The sequence below is a fragment of the Metabacillus kandeliae genome (genome assembly GCF_021166585.1).
In the GTDB taxonomy this organism is placed as follows: domain Bacteria; phylum Bacillota; class Bacilli; order Bacillales; family Bacillaceae; genus Metabacillus_B; species Metabacillus_B kandeliae.
The window spans coordinates 169,295-188,335 of record NZ_JAJOZE010000006.1; the positions used below are offsets into that span (position 1 = coordinate 169,295).

At 45.5% G+C, this 19,041-nt stretch carries 19 protein-coding genes; 16 read left to right on the forward strand and 3 right to left on the reverse strand.

The window, feature by feature from the left end; genetic code table 11:
* Positions 1–2: 2 nt before the first annotated feature.
* The 5 genes from LRR81_RS14330 to LRR81_RS14350 all read left to right on the forward strand — a co-directional run bounded on the left by LRR81_RS14330 (position 3) and on the right by LRR81_RS14350 (position 5,977).
* Complete coding sequence (locus LRR81_RS14330; RefSeq protein WP_231790066.1) at positions 3–1,490, forward strand: glutamate synthase subunit beta; 1,488 nt, start codon at positions 3–5, stop codon at positions 1,488–1,490.
* A 394-nt stretch (positions 1,491–1,884) separates the two neighbouring features.
* Positions 1,885–3,117: an FG-GAP repeat domain-containing protein gene (locus LRR81_RS14335; RefSeq protein ID WP_231790067.1), complete on the forward strand. Its 1,233-nt coding sequence runs from the start codon at positions 1,885–1,887 to the stop codon at positions 3,115–3,117.
* A 4-nt stretch (positions 3,118–3,121) separates the two neighbouring features.
* Positions 3,122–3,823, forward strand: coding sequence for a response regulator transcription factor (locus LRR81_RS14340; RefSeq protein WP_231790068.1), 702 nt, complete (start codon positions 3,122–3,124; stop codon positions 3,821–3,823).
* A complete protein-coding gene (locus tag LRR81_RS14345; protein WP_231790069.1) occupies positions 3,813–5,207 on the forward strand; it encodes a sensor histidine kinase in 1,395 nt (464 codons plus the stop codon). The genes LRR81_RS14340 and LRR81_RS14345 overlap by 11 nt, the downstream gene beginning before the upstream one ends.
* 5 nt (positions 5,208–5,212) lie before the next feature.
* Positions 5,213–5,977: a lysozyme inhibitor LprI family protein gene (locus LRR81_RS14350; protein ID WP_231790070.1), complete on the forward strand. Its 765-nt coding sequence runs from the start codon at positions 5,213–5,215 to the stop codon at positions 5,975–5,977.
* 26 nt (positions 5,978–6,003) lie between these two features.
* On the opposite strand, the gene LRR81_RS14355 is transcribed toward LRR81_RS14350, so the two are convergent.
* Together LRR81_RS14355 and LRR81_RS14360 are read right to left on the reverse strand one after the other, a co-directional pair.
* A complete protein-coding gene (locus tag LRR81_RS14355) occupies positions 6,004–7,053 on the reverse strand; it encodes a DUF3900 domain-containing protein (protein WP_231790071.1) in 1,050 nt (349 codons plus the stop codon).
* 129 nt (positions 7,054–7,182) lie between these two features.
* Positions 7,183–7,473 carry a hypothetical protein gene (locus LRR81_RS14360; protein ID WP_231790072.1) on the reverse strand — a complete coding sequence of 97 codons (291 nt, stop codon included), beginning with the start codon at positions 7,471–7,473 and terminating at the stop codon, positions 7,183–7,185.
* Between the two features lie 139 nt (positions 7,474–7,612).
* Here LRR81_RS14360 and LRR81_RS14365 point away from each other — a divergent pair, with 139 nt between their 5' ends.
* The 9 genes from LRR81_RS14365 (at position 7,613) to LRR81_RS14405 (ending at position 16,400) form a co-directional block, all read left to right on the forward strand.
* Complete coding sequence (locus tag LRR81_RS14365; protein WP_231790073.1) at positions 7,613–8,668, forward strand: CotH kinase family protein; 1,056 nt, start codon at positions 7,613–7,615, stop codon at positions 8,666–8,668.
* A 156-nt stretch (positions 8,669–8,824) separates the two neighbouring features.
* Complete coding sequence (locus tag LRR81_RS14370) at positions 8,825–9,706, forward strand: hypothetical protein (protein ID WP_231790074.1); 882 nt, start codon at positions 8,825–8,827, stop codon at positions 9,704–9,706.
* A 41-nt stretch (positions 9,707–9,747) separates the two neighbouring features.
* Entirely contained in the window at positions 9,748–9,888 is a 141-nt protein-coding gene (locus tag LRR81_RS14375; protein ID WP_231790075.1) for a hypothetical protein, read from the forward strand.
* Positions 9,881–11,230 carry an arsenic transporter gene (locus LRR81_RS14380; RefSeq protein ID WP_231790076.1) on the forward strand — a complete coding sequence of 450 codons (1,350 nt, stop codon included), beginning with the start codon at positions 9,881–9,883 and terminating at the stop codon, positions 11,228–11,230. Before LRR81_RS14375 ends, LRR81_RS14380 begins: the two co-directional genes overlap by 8 nt.
* A gap of 14 nt (positions 11,231–11,244) precedes the next feature.
* Positions 11,245–11,913 (forward strand): DUF2642 domain-containing protein, encoded by a 669-nt coding sequence (locus LRR81_RS14385; protein ID WP_231790077.1) that lies wholly within the window; start codon positions 11,245–11,247, stop codon positions 11,911–11,913.
* Between the two features lie 96 nt (positions 11,914–12,009).
* A complete protein-coding gene (locus LRR81_RS14390; RefSeq protein WP_231790078.1) occupies positions 12,010–12,753 on the forward strand; it encodes an alpha/beta fold hydrolase in 744 nt (247 codons plus the stop codon).
* Between the two features lie 37 nt (positions 12,754–12,790).
* Positions 12,791–14,248: an MATE family efflux transporter gene (locus LRR81_RS14395; protein WP_408631610.1), complete on the forward strand. Its 1,458-nt coding sequence runs from the start codon at positions 12,791–12,793 to the stop codon at positions 14,246–14,248.
* A 38-nt stretch (positions 14,249–14,286) separates the two neighbouring features.
* A complete protein-coding gene (locus tag LRR81_RS14400) occupies positions 14,287–14,589 on the forward strand; it encodes an MGMT family protein (RefSeq protein ID WP_231790080.1) in 303 nt (100 codons plus the stop codon).
* A 206-nt stretch (positions 14,590–14,795) separates the two neighbouring features.
* Positions 14,796–16,400: a GldG family protein gene (locus tag LRR81_RS14405; RefSeq protein ID WP_231790088.1), complete on the forward strand. Its 1,605-nt coding sequence runs from the start codon at positions 14,796–14,798 to the stop codon at positions 16,398–16,400.
* 268 nt (positions 16,401–16,668) lie between these two features.
* Here the strand turns inward: LRR81_RS14405 and LRR81_RS14410 are convergent, their stop codons facing one another.
* Positions 16,669–17,766, reverse strand: a complete 1,098-nt coding sequence (locus tag LRR81_RS14410) for a 5-methyltetrahydropteroyltriglutamate--homocysteine S-methyltransferase (protein WP_231790081.1) — start codon at positions 17,764–17,766, stop codon at positions 16,669–16,671.
* 198 nt (positions 17,767–17,964) lie between these two features.
* Between LRR81_RS14410 and LRR81_RS14415 the strand changes: the two genes are divergently transcribed.
* The gene (locus LRR81_RS14415) at positions 17,965–18,681 is read left to right on the forward strand and encodes a YebC/PmpR family DNA-binding transcriptional regulator (RefSeq protein WP_231790082.1); all 717 of its coding nucleotides are present in this window, start codon (positions 17,965–17,967) and stop codon (positions 18,679–18,681) included.
* 137 nt (positions 18,682–18,818) lie between these two features.
* A complete protein-coding gene (locus LRR81_RS14420; protein ID WP_231790083.1) occupies positions 18,819–19,016 on the forward strand; it encodes a ChaB family protein in 198 nt (65 codons plus the stop codon).
* Positions 19,017–19,041: the final 25 nt, after the last annotated feature.

The window sequence follows — 19,041 nt, forward strand, 5'->3', positions numbered from 1 at the left end:
GCATGGGAAAATCCACTGGATTTATGGAATATGAGAGAAAGCCGGCCCCTGAAAGGGATCCGGCTTCGAGAATCAAAGACTGGAAAGACTACAAGCTGCCAATGGCAGAAGAAGAAGTACAAAAGCAGGGGGCCCGCTGCATGGATTGCGGCGTCCCTACATGCCAAAGCGGCATGGAATTAAACGGCGCCACAACAGGATGTCCTGTCTACCACCTTATTCCCGAATGGAATGACCTAGTTTACAGAGGGCAGTGGAAAGAGGCGCTCATGCGCGAACACGAAATGAACAACTTTCCGGAATTCACCGGCTTTGCCTGCCCTGCCCCTTGTGAAGGTGCCTGTGTGCTCGGCATAAACGAACCCCCTGTCGCGATCAGACAAGTAGAAAGGTCCATCATTGAAAAAGGCTTTGAGGAAGGGTGGGTGCTTCCAGAACCGCCAGCCGTGCGCACCGGCAAACAAATCGCTGTCGTCGGCTCAGGTCCAGCAGGCCTTGCAGCGGCTGCCCAGCTGAATAAAGCCGGCCACCTCGTCACTGTTTTTGAAAAAAGCGACCGCCCCGGAGGCCTGCTTACCTACGGAATTCCGGAAATGAAACTGCCTTATTATATAGTGGAACGGAGAATCAACCTGCTGAAAGAAGAAGGCATTGAATTTGTCCTGAACACAGAAGTAGGGAAAGACTACCCGGTATCAAGCCTTAGGAGCGAATTCGACGCCGTCATTCTATGCGGCGGAGCAGCCGTGCACCGCAATATAGAAGCAGAAGGCAGAGACTTAAAAGGCATCCATTACGCAATGGAATACCTTCACGCCAACACGAAAAGCCTGCTTGACTCAGAACTGCAGGACGGCAAAGCCATCTCAGCAGAAGGAAAGAACGTCATCGTAATCGGAGGCGGAGACACAGCAACAGACTGCCTGGCAACAGCGCTTCGCCACAACTGCAAAAGTCTCATCCAATTTGATATCTATAATCAAAAGCAGCCCAGCCGCGATTCAGCTGAAAATCCGTGGCCGCAATATCCAGTCATCCATAGAGTGGAATACGGCCAGGAAGAAAACGCAGCAGTCTTCGGCAAAGACCCGAGAGCCTTTGCTGTCATGACAAAAAAATTCACCGGCGACGAAAACGGCCATATAAAAGAAGTCCACACCATCAACGTTGAACTCAAAATAGACGAAAACGGAAACCGCACAAGAGAAGAACTCCCCGGCACCGAAAAAATCTGGCCGGCAGACCTCGTCCTCCTGGCCATCGGCTTCAGCGGTCCCGAACAGCAGCTCATCCAGGAAATGGGCATCGAAACAAGCGGAAAAACAACCGTAAAAGCAGAACACGGCGACTTCCGCACAAACCTCAAAGGCGTCTTTGCAGCCGGCGACATGCGGAGAGGCCAGAGCCTGATTGTATGGGCGATCAATGAAGGACGCGGCGCTGCCCGGGAATGTGATAAGTATTTGATGGGGGCGAGTGAGCTTCCTTAGGGTTTTTGGAGTCGGTTTTTGGGCTTTGTATAAGGTCCCTGTCCTCAGATGCTTTAGCGCACCTGGGAGCAGGTATTAGAAGTCTGTGAGCTTACTTCACCAACCGGTTTAAATTGCGGGGACACATCTTTCATACGCTAATAGAAGGAGGGACAGGTACTGCATTGGTCAGACCTGTCCCTCCTTCCGTTAATGAATTAAAGGACAGGTGCATTTCATTCAAAGCTCCAAAGATCCAAAAAAAGAACCCCTCTCACCTATCCCTCTCCCAAATACGTCCAAAATCTAGTAAACATTGTTACTTTTTTGTAACTACATTCTTCGCAGACCCTTATATAATAAATTTGAGATCTCATTAATAACGTTTTTGAGCAGGATGACAGGAGTGTACAGCGTGAAGGCAAAAAGATGGGCAGCTATGTGCAGTGCAGCAGTTTTTCTCCTTTCCGGATGCAATGGGGTGAAAGCGCCAAGGGATTTGATTGCTGCACCGAGTCTGGAAAAAGAAGAGCAGAAAGAGATATCAGACTTATTGAAACAGCGAATCCAGTCGAATGCGGAGCTGCTTGTTCCGAGATATGGGTGGAAGGATCGGTCCATCTATATGGAGGATATGGATGGAGACGGCAAGAAAGAAGGCATTGTGTTCTTCCAGGCGGGACAGAGAGGTCCTGTTCAAATGGCTGTTTTCAAAATGAAGGCTGGCGGTTGGGAAGAAGCTGCTTCCATATCACTCGGAAGCCGCTCACTGAATTATTTTCAGCTGGCTGATTTAGACAGGAATGGAACAAAAGAGGCTGTCGTTGGTATGGAAAAGGCAGATTATGCGAATGAAAAACAGCTCCTGATTTATGATTTGAAATCTTCTAAGCTGGAAGTAACAGCGTCAGTAGAGTATGAAGGATTGGACGTAGCGGATTATGATGGGGACCAAGTGCCCGATTTGTTAATTGTTACAGGTAAAAGGAGAGAAGAATTCAAGGCTGGCCTATATTCAATAGAGAATGGGGTTCTAGAGCTTCGATCTGCTACGAAAATGAATGCGTTTGCCTTTCATCAGAAAATGGAGGGCGGTACGTTACAGGATGGCCGCCATGCTTTTTTTGCCGACAGTAAATTGGGCATCCGCTCGATGCTGACAGAAATTGTTGCTTATCGTGCTGGAAGGCTTGAGCTGATTGGAAAAGAAAATAGTCCTTACTTCATTCCTTCAAGAGATATAAATCAGGATGGCGTAACAGAGGCTGGCGGAGCTTTTGATCCCAACGGCAAGGAAAAACAGGAGGAAGAGAACGTTCCTTTAATCGAATATTATGATTCTTTTTCGGTTGATGGAAAATCTAAAAGGGTTATGGAACGATACAAGGATCAGGCTGGCCGCTTTTTTATTATTATTCCTGCCAAATGGTATGGAAAAGTTGCCGTGCAGGCTGACAGCAGAAGTGTTCAGCTTCGGGAACGGGAGAGTAACCAGCTGCTGTTTGAAATCAAGTGGGCCGGCAAAAACGAGTCCAATGAGAATAAGAACGTGCTGAAAGAGACAAAGAATACGGTTTATTATACCGACGAAAAAACAAAGCAGAAGATGCCGTTAGAAAACTTTCGTTTGATGGAAAGCGAGTTTTGATAAAGTGAAAAAGATTTTAGTCGTTGAAGATGAACTGTCGATTCGGAGCTTTGTCTCCTTAATGCTGAAAAAAAAGGGTTATGAAGTCTGGGAAGCCGAAACAGGAGAAAGGGCGCTGCAGTTATTCGGACAGGGTTCCTTTGATCTTGTACTTCTGGATTTGATGCTGCCAAACATGGATGGATTTGAGGTTTGCAGGGAAATCAGGAAGCAGAATGAACGTGTTGGCATCATTATGCTTACGGCAAAGACTCAGGAAAAGGATCGCATAGATGGATTGATTACAGGGGCAGATGATTATCTGGGTAAACCCTTCAGTCTGAAAGAGCTTGAGGCGAGAATTTTTTCTCTTCTAAGGAGAATGAGTTCAAGCGGAACAGTTTCGGCAAGCAATAGCTTTGTTTCAGGCCCGTTTGAGCTGGATGCAGAAAAGAAGAGGCTTCTAAGGAATGGAATGGAAGTGAAATTAACACCGACTGAATTTTCCCTCCTTCACTTCTTAATCAAAAATGGAAGCCGGGTGTTTACAAGGGACGAATTGCTGGATGAAATATGGGGATTGCACTACGCAGGGGACGTGAAGGTTGTTGATGTGAATGTCAGGCGGATTCGCCAGAAGATTGAGGCGGATCCATCCTCTCCGGACTATTTGTGCACAGAGTGGGGCCGCGGATATGCATGGATGGGGAACGTGAATGAAACGTAAGGTTGTCCTGTATTTTATGGTGATCATTGTTTTAATGCTGAGTCTTGTTATGGCTGTTTTCTGGGGAGCGCTGACGCAGTATTATGAGCAGGGAATGGCTGGTACGTTCCGGAACAGGGCGGAGGGGGTCTGGCCGGTTTGGGATGAAGGTGATGATTTATATTACCGGAGCCTCGAGGACTATAGCAGCTTAATTATAAAAAAGTATCAGTATGATGGAGCAGAGCTGGAATTGCTGAATAAAAAGGGTGAACTTATCCGATCCTCTGCAGGCTTTTATAAGAAAAAGACCTATCAAGTTGACCCGTCAGTATTAGCTTACGAAACGGTTTCTGAAAAGGAAAAGAATGAGGCGACAGGGGAAACCGTACTCGCTGTTTATACTCCGCTGCTGCGGGACGGTAAGGTTGCAGGGGTTCTCCGGTATTCGTCCTCACTGACAGGAGTAAAGAAAACGATCAGCGGCCTGCTTGGCTATGGGCTCTTGATATGTCTAGGGCTGGCAGTAATCGTTTTTTCCGTTAGTCTCCGGCTTGCTCAATCGATCGTTCAGCCTTTTAAGGAGATTACAAGTCATACCCGGGAGCTCGCAAAGGGCCGTTTTGATAAGAAGCTTGAGAAAACCTATCAGCACGAGCTTGGCGAGATGGCGCAGACGCTGAACTTTATGGCAGAAGAAATTAGCCGAACAGACAGGCTGAAGGCAGACTTTATTTCTTCTATTTCTCATGAACTGAGGACTCCGCTGACTGGGATCAGAGGCTGGGCGGAAATGATGGATTCCCATGACGGGCTGACAAAAGAGGAGATGCAGTTCGGGTTAAGGGTTATAAACAGCGAGTCAGAGCGGCTTGCAAAGCTAGTTGAAAATCTATTGGATTTCTCCCGCTACGAAGCGGGCCGAATTGAGCTTGTAATGGATGAAATGAGGCTGGATTTGCTTATTGAAGAAGCTGCCTTGCAAATGCAGAAAAAAGCGCTTGCTAAAAAAGTGACATTGGAGCTGAATGTGATTCCTGTCTCCCTTAACGCAGACAGAGATAAAATCAAGCAGGTTCTGCTGAATCTGATGGATAATTCAATCAAATTTTCCAATCATGACAGTGTCATTAGCATCACACAGTCTCAAAAAAACAATTTGGCAGGCATTCAAGTGATAGACAACGGAATTGGAATTACAAAGGATAATCTGGAACATATTATGGACTCCTTTTATAAGACAGATGCAAAATCAACTGGTGCTGGACTCGGGTTGGCGATCGCCAGACAGATCATTGAACTGCATGGGGGCTCCATTCGAATTGAAAGCAACTATCAAAAGGGAACGGCTGTCTCGATTCAACTGCCGCTCTATGAACCTCTTAAAAAACCAGAAAAAGGATGATGAAAATGAAAAAAGCTATCGTGATGATCTTAGGAATGATGATCCTGGCAGGCTGCGGTGCTGCCCAAACAGACAAAGTACCTGAAAAATCACCGGCTGCCCCAAATCAGACGGCTGCTGAACAGCCGAAAGCTGAAATGCCGGCACAGGAGCCTCTTCAGTCTGAGCCTGAAAAACAGGAAGCAGAAAAGCAAGACAATTCAAATGCGTCTGATAAACAGACAGCCAATGATGAGTCAAATGAAACGTCAGATCAGCAGAAACCGGCTTCGGAACCAGCGAAATCCAAAGAAGGTAAAGAGCAAGCCAAACCGAAAGCCAAACCGAAAGCCAAACCGAAAGAAACACCTAAGCAGGAAGAACCTAAAAATTCTGAGCCTGTGCAATCGAAGGATAAAGAAACTCCTTCCCAGGTTTCAGGAAAAAAAACGGTCTATCTAAAGAAACTCAGCGGAATTGAAAAAGAGGCGGCCGGATTGACAGATGACGGCACAACTTATGGAATGCTTGACCGTTTTAATAAAGAATATAAAAGATGGGATGAGGCATTAAATGATATTTATGGTGTCTTAAAAACTCAGCTGCCGGCTGATGAAATGAGCAAACTGAAGGCTGAGCAGAGAAAATGGATTCAATACAGAGATGCTTCTGCTAAAGAGAAGTCTAAAAAATTCGAAGGAGGAACGCAGGAGCCTGTTGAATATGCAGCTGCTTTAGCCGACCTCACAAAAGAGCGATGCTATGACTTGGTAGAGGGATATATGCAGTAAGATAAAAAAGCTTGAGGGCTGACCCCTCAAGCTTTTTCACTGATTCTCCGTATGATTTCGTGCAGATCATCCGGTTTATGAAACTCAATCGGTGACACACCTTTTTCAAATTGGATGGAGTCTGCCTCCACAAGCAGAACATAGCGGCCGTTGATTTTTCCTAAGTGAACATTTTCGCCAAAGTCGGCCAGCATCCCTTTGATTTCTGTTTCCCCGAGCTTCATTTTCAAGCTGGCGTCAGGGGTGTGCTCCACGATGTGGGCTGCTGCTTCCATGACCTGATGGGTATCAAGCCTTTCCTGGATTTCCCGCTTTTCGCTTGCTTCCCAAATTTCGAGATCGTGTTCAAATTGCTGGCGCTCCTGGCTGTTTTCTCCGTAGGCTTCAAAAACGTGCTCCTGAACCATGTTCATAACCTGGGATTTCATAATCTCCGGCATGGTTTCCCCGTATTCTACGTATTTGAGAAAGTCCTCAAAATATCTGGCGTGGGAGGATTGATGAATTTTCAGCTGCTCTTCCTCTGTCATTCCTTCTTCAGGCATGTGCGGGTATTGAATGGATTTCATGTTTTTTGTGGTGATAGCCATTTCAACGGTCCGGATTAAGGTGGATTCATCTGTAATAGTGGCGACTTTTGGTTCGAAATCGCATTTCATGAGAAAAACGAAAGAGTCGTCAAAGTATTTTCTTGGAACAGCAGAGGCTATGAGAAAGGCGCCTCCCCTGACAGCGCTAGTGTCAAGGTAGCTGCGGATAACAGCTTCGGCTGCTTCGTTGAAGGTTTCTTTTGTTTCGGCGTAACGGATTTTATGAAAAAGGTTGTAGTTAGGGTTTGATGTTAGTTCATGTCCCGGCTCAACCACAAAATGGCCGATTTTGGTCGGCACCTGTTCTGAATTTGGGTGCTGATCTGCTTTCCGTTTGGCGATTTTTTTCAATTCTCCGTCCAAAAAGCTTTTGAGCTGGCTGTTTTCAAATTCCGCTTCATTCATTGTCTGGTAGTGTTTATGGCGTTTGCTGTCTTCGTCTGCCTGAATCACATAAAAGGATAGAAACCGCATCGAAAAATCCATATGAAAGCTCTCCTCTTCTAAACTTCAATTCTTTCAGTATAGAAAACGGTCCCGTTTCCGTCAATGAGTGGCAATGCAAAAAAAAGCCCTGCTTCTGGCAGGGAAATAAAGCTCTTTCTATGTGTGTTATTAACGTCCTTTAGAATTTCTTTTGCCTTTAGAGCTTCTCTGATTGCCGATCAGTCTCCCAAACAGCTCACGAAGAGGGCTGTCTAAGAAGCCTCTTGAGCCTCTTGAGCCTCTTGAACCCCTGGAACCTTTGGAACCTCTGGAATTTCTGCCCTTGGAATTTCTTTTTCCCTTTGATCCTCTGCCTTCTTCTTTTTCCTCCGGGTTATTGGATAAAAAATCAGAGGAAATGCCTGATAGCAGGAGCTGGCGTAACATTTTCTTTACATCGTCATTATTGTTGCTGGCCAATAGTTTCAATCCCTTCCTTGTTTCTATTAAGTTATGGACATGGTGCTGGATTTGATTGGATAAACATGCTGATTGGCAAAAAATGAATGGATTGCCCTGTCCCTTACATATGATTAGGGAATAAACGGGAGGGATTTTCTTGGGATTGCCGATTTACCGCATTAGCATGGATCAGAAAAGGCGGAAAAAATTACAGGCTCGCGTTTGGTCAGAGAAACTGCTCCCGGCTGATTTGGCGATAAATGGCGGAGAGAAGCAAACTGCCGGCATCCGGTACAGAGGGCATCATACTAGAAAAAAAAGAAAAAAATCATTTGATCTCGTGCTGGGCAGCGGCAAGACAATTCATTTAAATGCGGAATACAGTGATCCTTCGGTGATTCGAAATAAGCTGTCACTTGATTTTTTCCGTGAAATTGGCGTTCTTGCTCCTGAAGCAGAACATATTGAGCTCTATCTAAATGAAGAGTATATGGGAGTCTATCTTTCTATCGAGTCGTTTAACAGGCATTTTCTGAGGGTGAGAAATCTCCCGGAAGGAGCTGTCTATTATGCCGTACATGATTCAGCTAATTTTTCGCTGCTTGCCCCTGATCGCAAGGTGAAGAAAAGCCTCGATGCTGGATATACAAGGGTAATCGGAAATGAGAAAAGCGACCAGCATCTTAAAAATTTTATTAAATGGATTAATCTTTCTTCAAGCGGGCAGTTTGAAGCTGAAATTGATCAGTATCTTAACAGGGAAGGCTATTTTTTATGGCTCGCAGGAGCGGTCTGCACACAAAATTTTGATGGGTTCATACACAACTATGCCCTTTATCTTCATCCGTCTGCCGGCCAGTTTTTTATATCTCCATGGGACTATGATGGGACATGGGGAAGGGACTTGAATGGCAGGGAAATGAGCTGTGATTATGTCCCTGCAGGAGGCTACAATACGCTGACAAAAAGGCTGCTGGAGTGTAAACCTTTTAAGGAACAATATAAACGTCTGCTGCTGCGCATCCTGGAAGAGCATTTTCTGCCGGAAAAGGTGTATGAAAATGCCCTTCGCTTATCAGCCGGCATCCGTTCTGCTTTAGAGCGTGATCCGCACTATTCACCTCTGGAAGCATTTGATGGAGAAGCGGCCTATATTAAGCGGTTTACCGATGCCAGAAAGGAATATTTAAAGAATTCCCTGAACCTGCTGTAGCGGGTTTTTTTATTTTTCGCTGATAGACTATTAATTCACAGGCAAATGATGGTTTTTCTATTAAATGGTCATATGTTGAGGACAAGGGTTTTGCTAGGTACATATAAATACAGTGTAAATATAACAAAAGGTTAAATAACCAGGAGGGAATCTTGTATGGAAAACAGCATCACCTATCCATTTTTACAATCCTTAATTGGAAGGACAATCCGCGTTTACAAGGGAGGTCCTGAATCAAAAACAGGATTGCTGGCAGACGTGAAGGAAGATTTCTTAGTTCTTTCTACTAAGGAAAATGGAGTTATCTATTATGCTATGAATCATTTGAAGAGTATTGTGGAGGATTCCCATGCTCCAATGAATGCAGCAGGAGCACCTGTTTTGCATGAAGTGGCTAATACATTCACAGAGCTTTTGGCATCCTTAATTCATAAAGTTGTCCGAGTCAACCAGGGCGGACCGGAATCTAAAAGCGGCAGACTTCTTGCTGTGAAAGAAGACCACATTGTGGTTGCAGCAGAGGGCAATGAAATCATTTACTATGCGACTGAGCATATCAGAAGTGTGAGTGAAACTGCTGATAAGAAAGCAGCTGAGTGGACGGAGTTTCCAGCCTATTTGGAAGCATTGAACCTGCCTGTGCTGCTGTATGGATCTAAGCATCAATGGCTGACAATTAACCGCGGGGGTCCTGAAAGCCTTGACGGCATTCTTGTAGAGGTGCTGGAGGATCATATTGTTCTTGTTCACAACGAGAAAATTTTCAGGGTAGCTCCTTATCATATTAAGAGCATCAGCATTGGCGCCAGAGGCAAAAAGCAAAACTCAGACAGCGGCAATGAAAACAATGAGAGCAAGAGCCAGGAGAAAAACGAGAGCAGCGGTCAGGATAAAAGCCAAAGCAGCAAGCAGGAAAACAAAAATAACGGCTCCAAAGACTGGTCCCAAGCACTTCTGCAGGCGCTGGCAAAAGAGTCTATGCAAGGAATCGCAGCAAGACTGAATGAGCAAAAAGGAGGCAGGACACGGAAGAACTAAAAGACAATCTTTTAGAAGTTCCTTAAGAAAGGAGCAGCAACATGATCTTTTCCACTGTTATATTGCTTGCGGGCGGGTATTTCATCTATCAATTTATCGAGCCCCCTGAGAAGATGCAAGTTCTGGCAATAGAGCAGCCTTATCCTCTTGCAGCAGTGAAGGAAGCCGAGTCTCATGCCTGACACCGCCCTGCTCATGTATTTCATTTTTTTTCTATCTGTATTTTTCATGATGTGGCGGCCGAGGGGGCTGAATGAAACGGTACCTACTGCGATCGGCGCTTTTCTTGCCATTTTGCTTGGCATCGTTCCGGTGCTGGATCTGCTGAAAATTTTGGATATTGTCAGCGGGGCTTCCATTACGATCCTTTCTACAATTGTGATGACGATCGTTTTGGAAAGCATCGGCTTTTTCAGATGGGTCGCCTTTCATCTTCTTACAAAGGCAAAAGGCTCTGGCAGGCTGCTGTTTGTTTATGTGCTCCTGATTTCCTTTTTAATGACGCTTTTCTTTAATAATGATGGAAGCATATTGATTACCACCCCTATCATTATCCAAGTGCTGAATATGATTAAACTGAAGCCTCATCAAAAGCATGCGTATCTGATATCTGGGGCCTTGATTGCCACGGCCTCAAGCGCACCGATCGCCGTCAGCAATATTTCCAATCTCATTGCACTGAAGATTGTCGGCCTTGATCTGAACAGCTACGTAGCGATGATGTTTGTTCCTTCAATGATCGGAATTATCACAATGGCGGTTTTGCTTTATTTCTATTTTAGGAAAGATCTTCCCAAAAAGCTGGAACCGGGCCGCACATCAGGCAAAACCTTCCCCCAGTATTATCAGCATCCTTTTTCATCAGACAGGGATCTTTCGCAGGGGTATGATTGGTGGATGTTCAAGGTATGCATTTCCATTGTGGTGATGGTTCGGGTATGCTTTTTCGCCCTCACTCCGCTGCATGTGCCGATTGAATATATTGCCATTGCAGGTGCCCTGCTCATTTTCGCCATCAGATGGTTCAGATATAAACAGGGTGCTGCAGATATTTTGAAAAAGACGCCGTGGCATATTTTAATTTTTGCTTTCAGCATGTATGTTCTTGTATACGGGCTGAAGAATGCGGGATTAAATGACCTGTTAGTCAGTCAGCTAAAAGGTTTCACGGCAAGCAGCGGTCTTGGTGCAACCATGACAATGGGTCTTTTATTAACATTGTTCTCCAATCTTTTTAATAATCTGCCGGCCGTCATGATTGGCACTCTTTCATTGACGCAAATGAATTTGGACAGTTCAATCCTTCAAACCGCTTATTTGGCAAATGTTATCGGCAGTGATATCGGTTCGCTGATCACTCCTGTCGGAACACTGGCAACCTTGATCTGGATGTTTATTTTAAAAAATAGCAAAGTCCCCATTAAATGGAGCCAATATTTGAAAGTGACCATAATGGTTGTTCCTGTCGGATTGATCGTCAGTCTATTGAGTCTCTATTTTTGGACAGCCCTGATGATGAAATAAAGGAGGTGACCAATTTGACGCTATTTGATCCGCTGCTTGGCAAGAACATTTTCATCCTGCTGTCAGGAGAGATTCGCCACAAAGGTCTCTTGATTGACGTGAGCAATGAACTGCTTGTCATCTATAGCGGCAAAGATTTTATCTATGTGCCGGTTCATCATATTCAAAAGGTTCTGCTAGACGATGAAGCAGAGCAGCAGGAAGAGCCGGATTTTAGTCCGTTTGACGAATTGGATGAAGGCATTTCATTAAGAAAGCTGCTGACAAGTGCCAAGGGAGTATTTGTTGAACTGCAGATCTCTAAAAATCAGGTCATTCATGGCTATGTGACAAACGTATTAAATGACTATTTCGCCTTTCACTCTCCCATCTATCAAACGCTCTTCATTTCTTTTCAGCATTTGAAATCTCTTATCCCCTATGAAAAAAACCAAATTCCGTTTGGACTTGAGCTGAAAAGCCTTCCCGTTAAACCTTCACAAATTTCACTTGCACGGTCACTGGAGGAACAGTTAAGAAAGTCTGCTGGAAAATTGATTGTGTTTGACCTTGGGGAAACGCCTGCCAAAATAGGGAAGCTGGAGAAGGTCGAGAATCAGATTATTAAATTAACAACAGCCAGAGAAAACAGTACTCTCCTCAGCCTCAAGCATATTAAAACCGTTCATTTTCCTTCTGAATAATCTTTCACGGCCTCTTTCTTTTTAGGAAAGAGGCCGTTTCTCTTCCTTTGTGAAAGCTGTTATGCTTACAGGAGACGAAAACACATAGGGGGATTTATGAAAGAAGCGATTGTGTTCATTCACGGCTTGACTGGAAACAGCCGCGCGTTTAAAAAGCAGCTTGGTTATTATGATGAGAACTATCGTACGTTTGCCTACGATTTAATCGGCCATGGGGATGATAAGGGGAAGCCAGTGGAGTTTACTCTCGAAAAACTGACAGGCCAGCTGGAGGACCTTTTTGAAAAAGAAAAGATTGAAAAAGCCCATATCTGCACGATCAGCTACGGCTGTTATCCTGCCGCTATTTTTGCAGCAAGGCACCAGGAAAAGGTTGCGAGCCTTTGCTTTATAGGGGGGCATTATAATTCAGATTCCCCTTTGTCAGCTGTCCTGAAGCATTACTGGGACCACGATTACGGAAGCTATCAGGAATGGCTGAAGCATTACTCTCATGATTTGTTTCCAAAAAGCAATCTAGTTGATCCATATGCCATCATTTCTACAAGGGTGTATTACAAATATGGCTATGATCTTCATGAAAAGGTATTGAAGGAAGCAATCAGCCATAGACTTCATTATGATCTAAGAGCTGACTTGATGAAGCTTCACATTCCAGTGCTTTGGATTATGGGGGACCATGATCAGCTGTTCAAATCGAGCATTGCAGATCTTCAGGATGTTATTCCGCATGCCATTTACAAAGAACTTCCCCACTCAGGCCATGCCGCGTCCATGTTCCGGCCTTATGCATTCAGAAGGATGTATGAGAATTTTTTAGTTCAGGTGAAAAATAGTTAGGAACTCGAAATATTATTAGTGTATCGATTCCAGAACTGTGATAAGATACCTTTGTTTATGTTGGAAAAATATCAAAGAAGGTGACGGCATCTTGTCTGCAGTACATACAGAAGTGTTAAAGGACGGAAGGGAGAAAAAAGAGTTTAATTTATTTCTTCTGACCTGGCCTATTTTTCTTGAAGTCTTTCTTTTTATGATGATGGGAATCGCCGATACAATGATGCTGAGCGCCATTTCAGATAATGCCGTATCAGGGGTCGGAGCTGCCAATCAATATCTGCAGATTGCCATCTTAATTCTTGAAGTAATCGGGAACGGAGCATCCATTGTTGTTGCCCAGTATATCGGTTCAAGACAATATACGGAAGCGGCGCGGATTTCTGCCATGGCTGTTGTGCTGAATCTTCTGGCAGGGCTCGTGATCAGCGGAGCGTTTTTGCTTTTTTGCGGAAGGCTGCTGACGGCCTTGAACCTCCAGGGTGATATTTATCACTATGCAGAGAGCTACCTGGCGATCGTTGGCGGGGCTATCTTTTTGCAGGCCATCATCAATTCGCTTGCTGCCATCATCAGGGTTCACGGGTTTACAAAAGAAGCCATGTTTGTTTCACTGGGCATGAACATTGTGCATATTGCCGGTAACTATATGCTGATTTTTGGGAAGTTCGGGTTCCCTGAGCTTGGCGTGCAGGGGGCTGCGATTTCCTCTGTTTTCAGCCGGGTCCTTGCTCTGCTTGTGTTCTTTTGGCTGCTGTACCGCATCATGGAAGTCAGGGTAAAGCTTGAATACTACATGAAGCTTTCCAAAGAATACGTGTGGAAAATTTTAAGGATTGGCATTCCTTCTGCCTTTGAGCAGCTGATGTATCAGGCTTGCCAAATTGTGTTCCTCTACTATGCGACCTTTCTTGGCGCCCATTCGCTTGCCGCGAGACAATATGCCACAAGCATCTCCATGTTCATCTTTTTGTTCGCGATTGCCATTGGAATGGGAACAGCGATCATCGTCGGACGGCTTGTCGGCGCGAACAGAAGTGAAGAAGCGTATGACAGGGTGTGGAAAAGTGCCGGCTGGGCGCTTGGAGTGACAGTAGCCATGGTTGGGGTTGTTATTCTTCTCCGCCATCAGCTGATGAGCCTTTTTACAACTGATCAGGATATTATCGAGCTTGGCACACACGTCCTGATTTTAAGCATACTGCTTGAAACAGGGAGAACCATCAACATCGTGCTGATCAACTCGCTGAGAGCAGCCGGGGATGCCGTTTTTCCGGTATGGATGGGCATGATCTCAATGGTCGGCCTGAGTGTGCCGCTCGGATATCTGCTCGTTTTTCAGCTGCATTTAGGGCTTGCGGGAATCTGGATCGCGATTGCTTCTGATGAATGGACGCGGGCTGTGATCATGTTCTTCAGGTGGAAGAGCAAAACGTGGAAAAAGTATGCGCTTGTCAAGCATCATATCCACGAACAAAAAGCGGCTGAACAGGCTTAATATTTATTATACACCCGCTAAAAAAGGAGCCGGCACATATGCAGCCGTTTACGGAAAAGGCCATCGCAGTGATCAAATCAATTCCAAGAGGAAAAGTTATGACCTATGGCCAGGTGGCTGCATATGCAGGAAGCCCCCGCGGCGCCCGGCAGGTTGTGCGGATTCTGCATTCAATGAGCAAAAAGCATGATCTTCCATGGCACAGGTTAGTCAATGCAAAGGGAGAAATCAGCATAAAGGATGATGAGGGCAGCTTCACGCAGAAAAGCCTCCTGGAAGAAGAAGGCGTTGCAATAGAAAATTCCAGGATCCGTCTTGAAGTCTATCAGCATCATAGGTAAAGCAGCCGCTGTTTACAGAACAGGGCTGTTTTTTTTATGCCTAAAAGCACAGATTGCCAAAATGAATTCAGGAGGATTGGTTTATTTTCCCTCTTCTTAATATTTCCCTAACAAATGGATGATAAGGTAAATTGGTACATCCTATAAATGAAATGGAGTGAAGAAGAGTGAAGCGTCAAAGAGTTTCCATTTTTGCTTTAGTCCTTATGTTAATTGCTCCTGTTTTTCTGAATGCCGGAACTGCAGCTGCTGAAGGCCCGGCAGATCCAGCCCCGGTGCTGCAGCCTGCAGGTACAGCCAATGGCAAGAAAGTGCTGTTTGATAATACGCACGGACAGACAGCGGGAGCTGCTGACTGGGTGCTTGACGGCGGTTTTTCCGATTTTGCCAATGCGCTTGCAAACATTGGCTATTTTGCCAAAGAGCTTCGCAAAAGCACACCGATTACGTATTCTGATTTATCCGGCTATGATGTCCTGATTATCGGTGAAGCGAACATTCCGTATAAAACCTCTGAACAGGCAGCATTGCTGCAGTATGTTCAAAACGGAGGAAGCATCTTCTTCATCGCAGACCACTACAATGCAGACCGCAATAAAAACCGCTGGGATGCGTCAGAGGTGTTCAATGGCTACCGCCGCGGCGCCTATTCCAACCCGGCAAAAGGCATGACTTCTGAAGAAGCATCCTCTTCTGCCATGTCTGGCGTTACTGGTTCAGACTGGCTTTCTGATAACTTCGGCGTAAGGTTCCGCTATAATGCGCTTGGTGATCTTACTGCGAATGATATCGTTCCTTCCAGTCAGGCATTCGGCATTACAAGCGGAGTTTCCACTGTCGCTATGCATGCAGGCTCCACTTTGGCTGTGACAGACCCGGCTAAGGCAAAAGGAATTGTGTACCTGCCAAAAACCTCTGCTGCTTGGGGCCATGCAGTGGACCAGGGCGTCTACAATGGAGGAGGCCGTGCTGAAGGACCATATGCTGCCGTATCAAAAGTCGGCGCAGGGAAAGCAGCATTTATCGGGGACTCCTCACCTGTTGAAGACGCTACACCAAAATATACAAGAGAAGAAAACGGGTCCAGAAAAACAACATATGATGGGTTCAAAGAGCAGAATGACGGCACGCTTCTTGTAAATATCGTGAACTGGCTTTCGGAAAAAGAAAGCTATACAAGCCTGACCCAAGTGAGCGGACTGCAGCTGGATCAGCCAACTGCACTGCTTTCCATGGAGAATCCTCTAAACTCAACAGAGCCAGAGAGCGAGCCGTGGTCAGCCCCTGCCGCAGGCTACAAATGGTATGACTCCTCTACTTTTAAACAAGGATCCTACGGGTATGGGTCAGGAAGCACGGGGGGCGGTCCTGTAACAGGCTCGCTCAACGAAGGCTTTGAAACAGGAACAAAAGGCGCTTACTCAGCAGGAAACGTTACCCTTTCCAGCGGCTCATGGTACTTTGACAATGCGCTTCTAGGCAATCAAAGCGGCGATTTGAAAAACGGCAGCCAATCCGCACGCATTAAATCGAGCGGAAGCATCTCCATGAACTTTGATGTGGACGGAGCAGCAAGCGTAAAGGTTTCCAGCGGAAACTTTGGAAGCGACACCGGTGCAGTATGGCAGCTTCAAAAATCAACAAACAAAGGGGCAGCGTGGACGAACATCGGCAGCTCTTACACAAGCACTTCTTCATTAACAGCAAAGACTGTGGCTGTTAATGAGACAGGCACTGTCCGGTTCAGAATTCTTGTTTCCGGAAGTTCAGGTGCAAGATTGAATATTGATGATATGACCGTTCTGAAATAAAGACTCTGTTAAATTAGGCTGTTGATTTCCGTTTCAGGCGTCCGCTTTCCGCGGGGCGGGCGGTGAGCCTCCTCTGCGCTTCGCGCATGCGGGGTCTCACCTGTCCGCTGCTCCCGCAGGAGTCTCCCGCCTGCCACTCCAATCAACAGGTGTGTAAAAATCGACATTTTTCTTTAACATAGAAATAAAAATAGCAGCAGTCCAATTTGGACTGCTGTAATTTTTTGCTCCAGCGCTTGTCGGGGCTGAACGAGCCGCTTCCGCTTTTCTATTCCCATACATCCTCTGCTATTTTCACCGCATGCCTGAGCTTTGCCCATTGTTCTTCCTCTGATAAAAGGTTGCCTTCTTCTGTTGATGCGAAGCCGCATTGGGGGCTTAGGCAAAGCTGGCTGAGGGGGACGTATTTGGATGCTTCTTCAATTCTTTTTTTAATAGCGCCGGCGTCTTCCAGCTCTCCGGAGTTTGATGTGATCAAACCTAGAACAATTTTCAGGTCAGGCCTTTTGACGAAACGAAGCGGTTCAAAGCCTCCTGAACGGTCATTATCATATTCAAGGAAGAACGCGTCAATATTCATGCCTCCGAAAAGGGTTTCTGCCACTGGCTCATAGCCTCCTGAGGAAATCCAGGTAGAGCAAAAGTTTCCCCGGCATATATGCATCGTTATTTTTAAGTCATCTGGTCTGTCCGCTACAGCTTCATTGATTGTTTTGGCATACCATTGCTTCAGTTTTTCCGGATCAGCGCCGCGCGCCTGAATTTCTTTCCGCTGTTCTTCTGAGCATAAGTAAGCCCATGCTGTATCATCCATTTGAAGGTAGCGGCATCCTGCATCATAAAAGGCTTGTATCGCTTTTTTATAGGCTTTTGCCAGGTCACTGAAAAATTCTTCTTCATCAGGGTAGATGTCCTTATTCATTTCACCTCTGAAATGGAGCATGCTAGGGCTTGGAATTGTCATTTTTGCTGTATGGCTTCCCGCTATTTTGTGAAGGTACCTGTAGTCCTCAAGCATCGGATGATCGGTAAAATCAAGCTTGCCCGTAACTTTAATTGACCGGGATTTGGTCTGCACTTGATTAAACTGAATGCCAGAGCCCTTTTCATACCCTGTCACGCCGTCAAGGTTCTCCAGAAAGTCAAAATGCCACCAGGCTCTCCTGAACTCCCCATCTGTTACAGCTTTCATGCCCGCTTCCTTCTGAGCTTCTACTATGCGGAGGATTTCTTCATCCTCAATAGAACGAAGCTCATCGGCTGTTATTGTGCCATTTGACCTGTCTTGTCTCGCCTGTTTAATAGCAGCTGTTCGAAGCAGGCTTCCAACATGATCCGCCCTGAATGGTGCTGTAGTATGTTTCATCTGTACCCCCCATTTACTAAATAGTTAGAATTTTAACAAAAGTAATGCCTGATGACAAATCTTTTGCTCTCTAACGGATTAAAGCGAAAACTGCCTCCTTTTAACAATAGGGGAAAATGAGGTATAATAATGAAGAAGATTCTCCTTGTTAAAAAGGATTAATAGATCGATTTAAAATGTGAAAGAGAGTGGAACGGAATGGGCCGTAAGTGGAACAATATCAAAGAGAAAAAGGCGTCCAAAGATGCCAATACAAGCCGGATTTATGCCAAGTTTGGCCGGGAAATTTATGTGGTGGCCAAGCAGGGCGAGCCGGATCCTGAATCCAACCAGGCATTAAAGGTTGTTCTCGAAAGAGCAAAAACCTACAGTGTACCAAAGGCGATTATTGACCGCGCTATTGAAAAAGCGAAAGGCGGCGGCGAGGAAAACTACGATACACTTCGCTACGAAGGCTTCGGTCCGAACGGCTCCATGGTCATTGTTGATGCACTGACGAATAACGTAAACCGTACGGCATCTGATGTTCGGGCAGCTTTCGGAAAAAATGGCGGTAACATGGGTGTGAGCGGATCTGTTGCCTATATGTTTGATGCAACAGCTGTTATTGGTGTAGAAGGCAAATCAGAAGATGAAGTGCTGGAAATCCTGATGGAAGCTGATGTTGATGCCCGCGATATCACACAGGAAGATGAATCCGTGATCGTATATGCGGATCCCGATCAATTTCACGCTCTCCAGGAAGCATTCAAAAATGCCGGCATTACAGAATTCACTGTTGCTGAACTGACAATGCTTGCTCAAAGTGAAGTAGAGCTTCCTGAGGATGCACAGGCTCAATTTGAAAAAATGATCGATGTGCTCGAAGATTTAGAAGATGTGCAGCAGGTTTATCATAACGTTGATTTAGCATAAGAACCAGGGGAGCAGCCGTTTTGCGGCTGCTCCTTTTTCGCAGGATCGCAGGGAAGCTCCAGCGGTAGCCGGGGGTTTATTTTAAAAGGATTGAGGAAATAACTCGTATAAAAGTACTTTCGAGGAGGATTCAGAAAATGCCTTACGATAAGCTTAGCGAACTGCCTGATTCTGTTAAAGACAATCTGCCGAAGCATGCACAGGAAATTTTCAAAGAAGCCTTTAATTCTGCCACAGATGAATACAAGGAAGAAGAGACCGCTTTTAAAGTGGCCTGGAATGCGGTCAAGCAAAAATACGAGAAAAATGACAAGGGCAATTGGGTTGAAAAATAGGAAAAAGCCGGCATCTGCCGGCTTT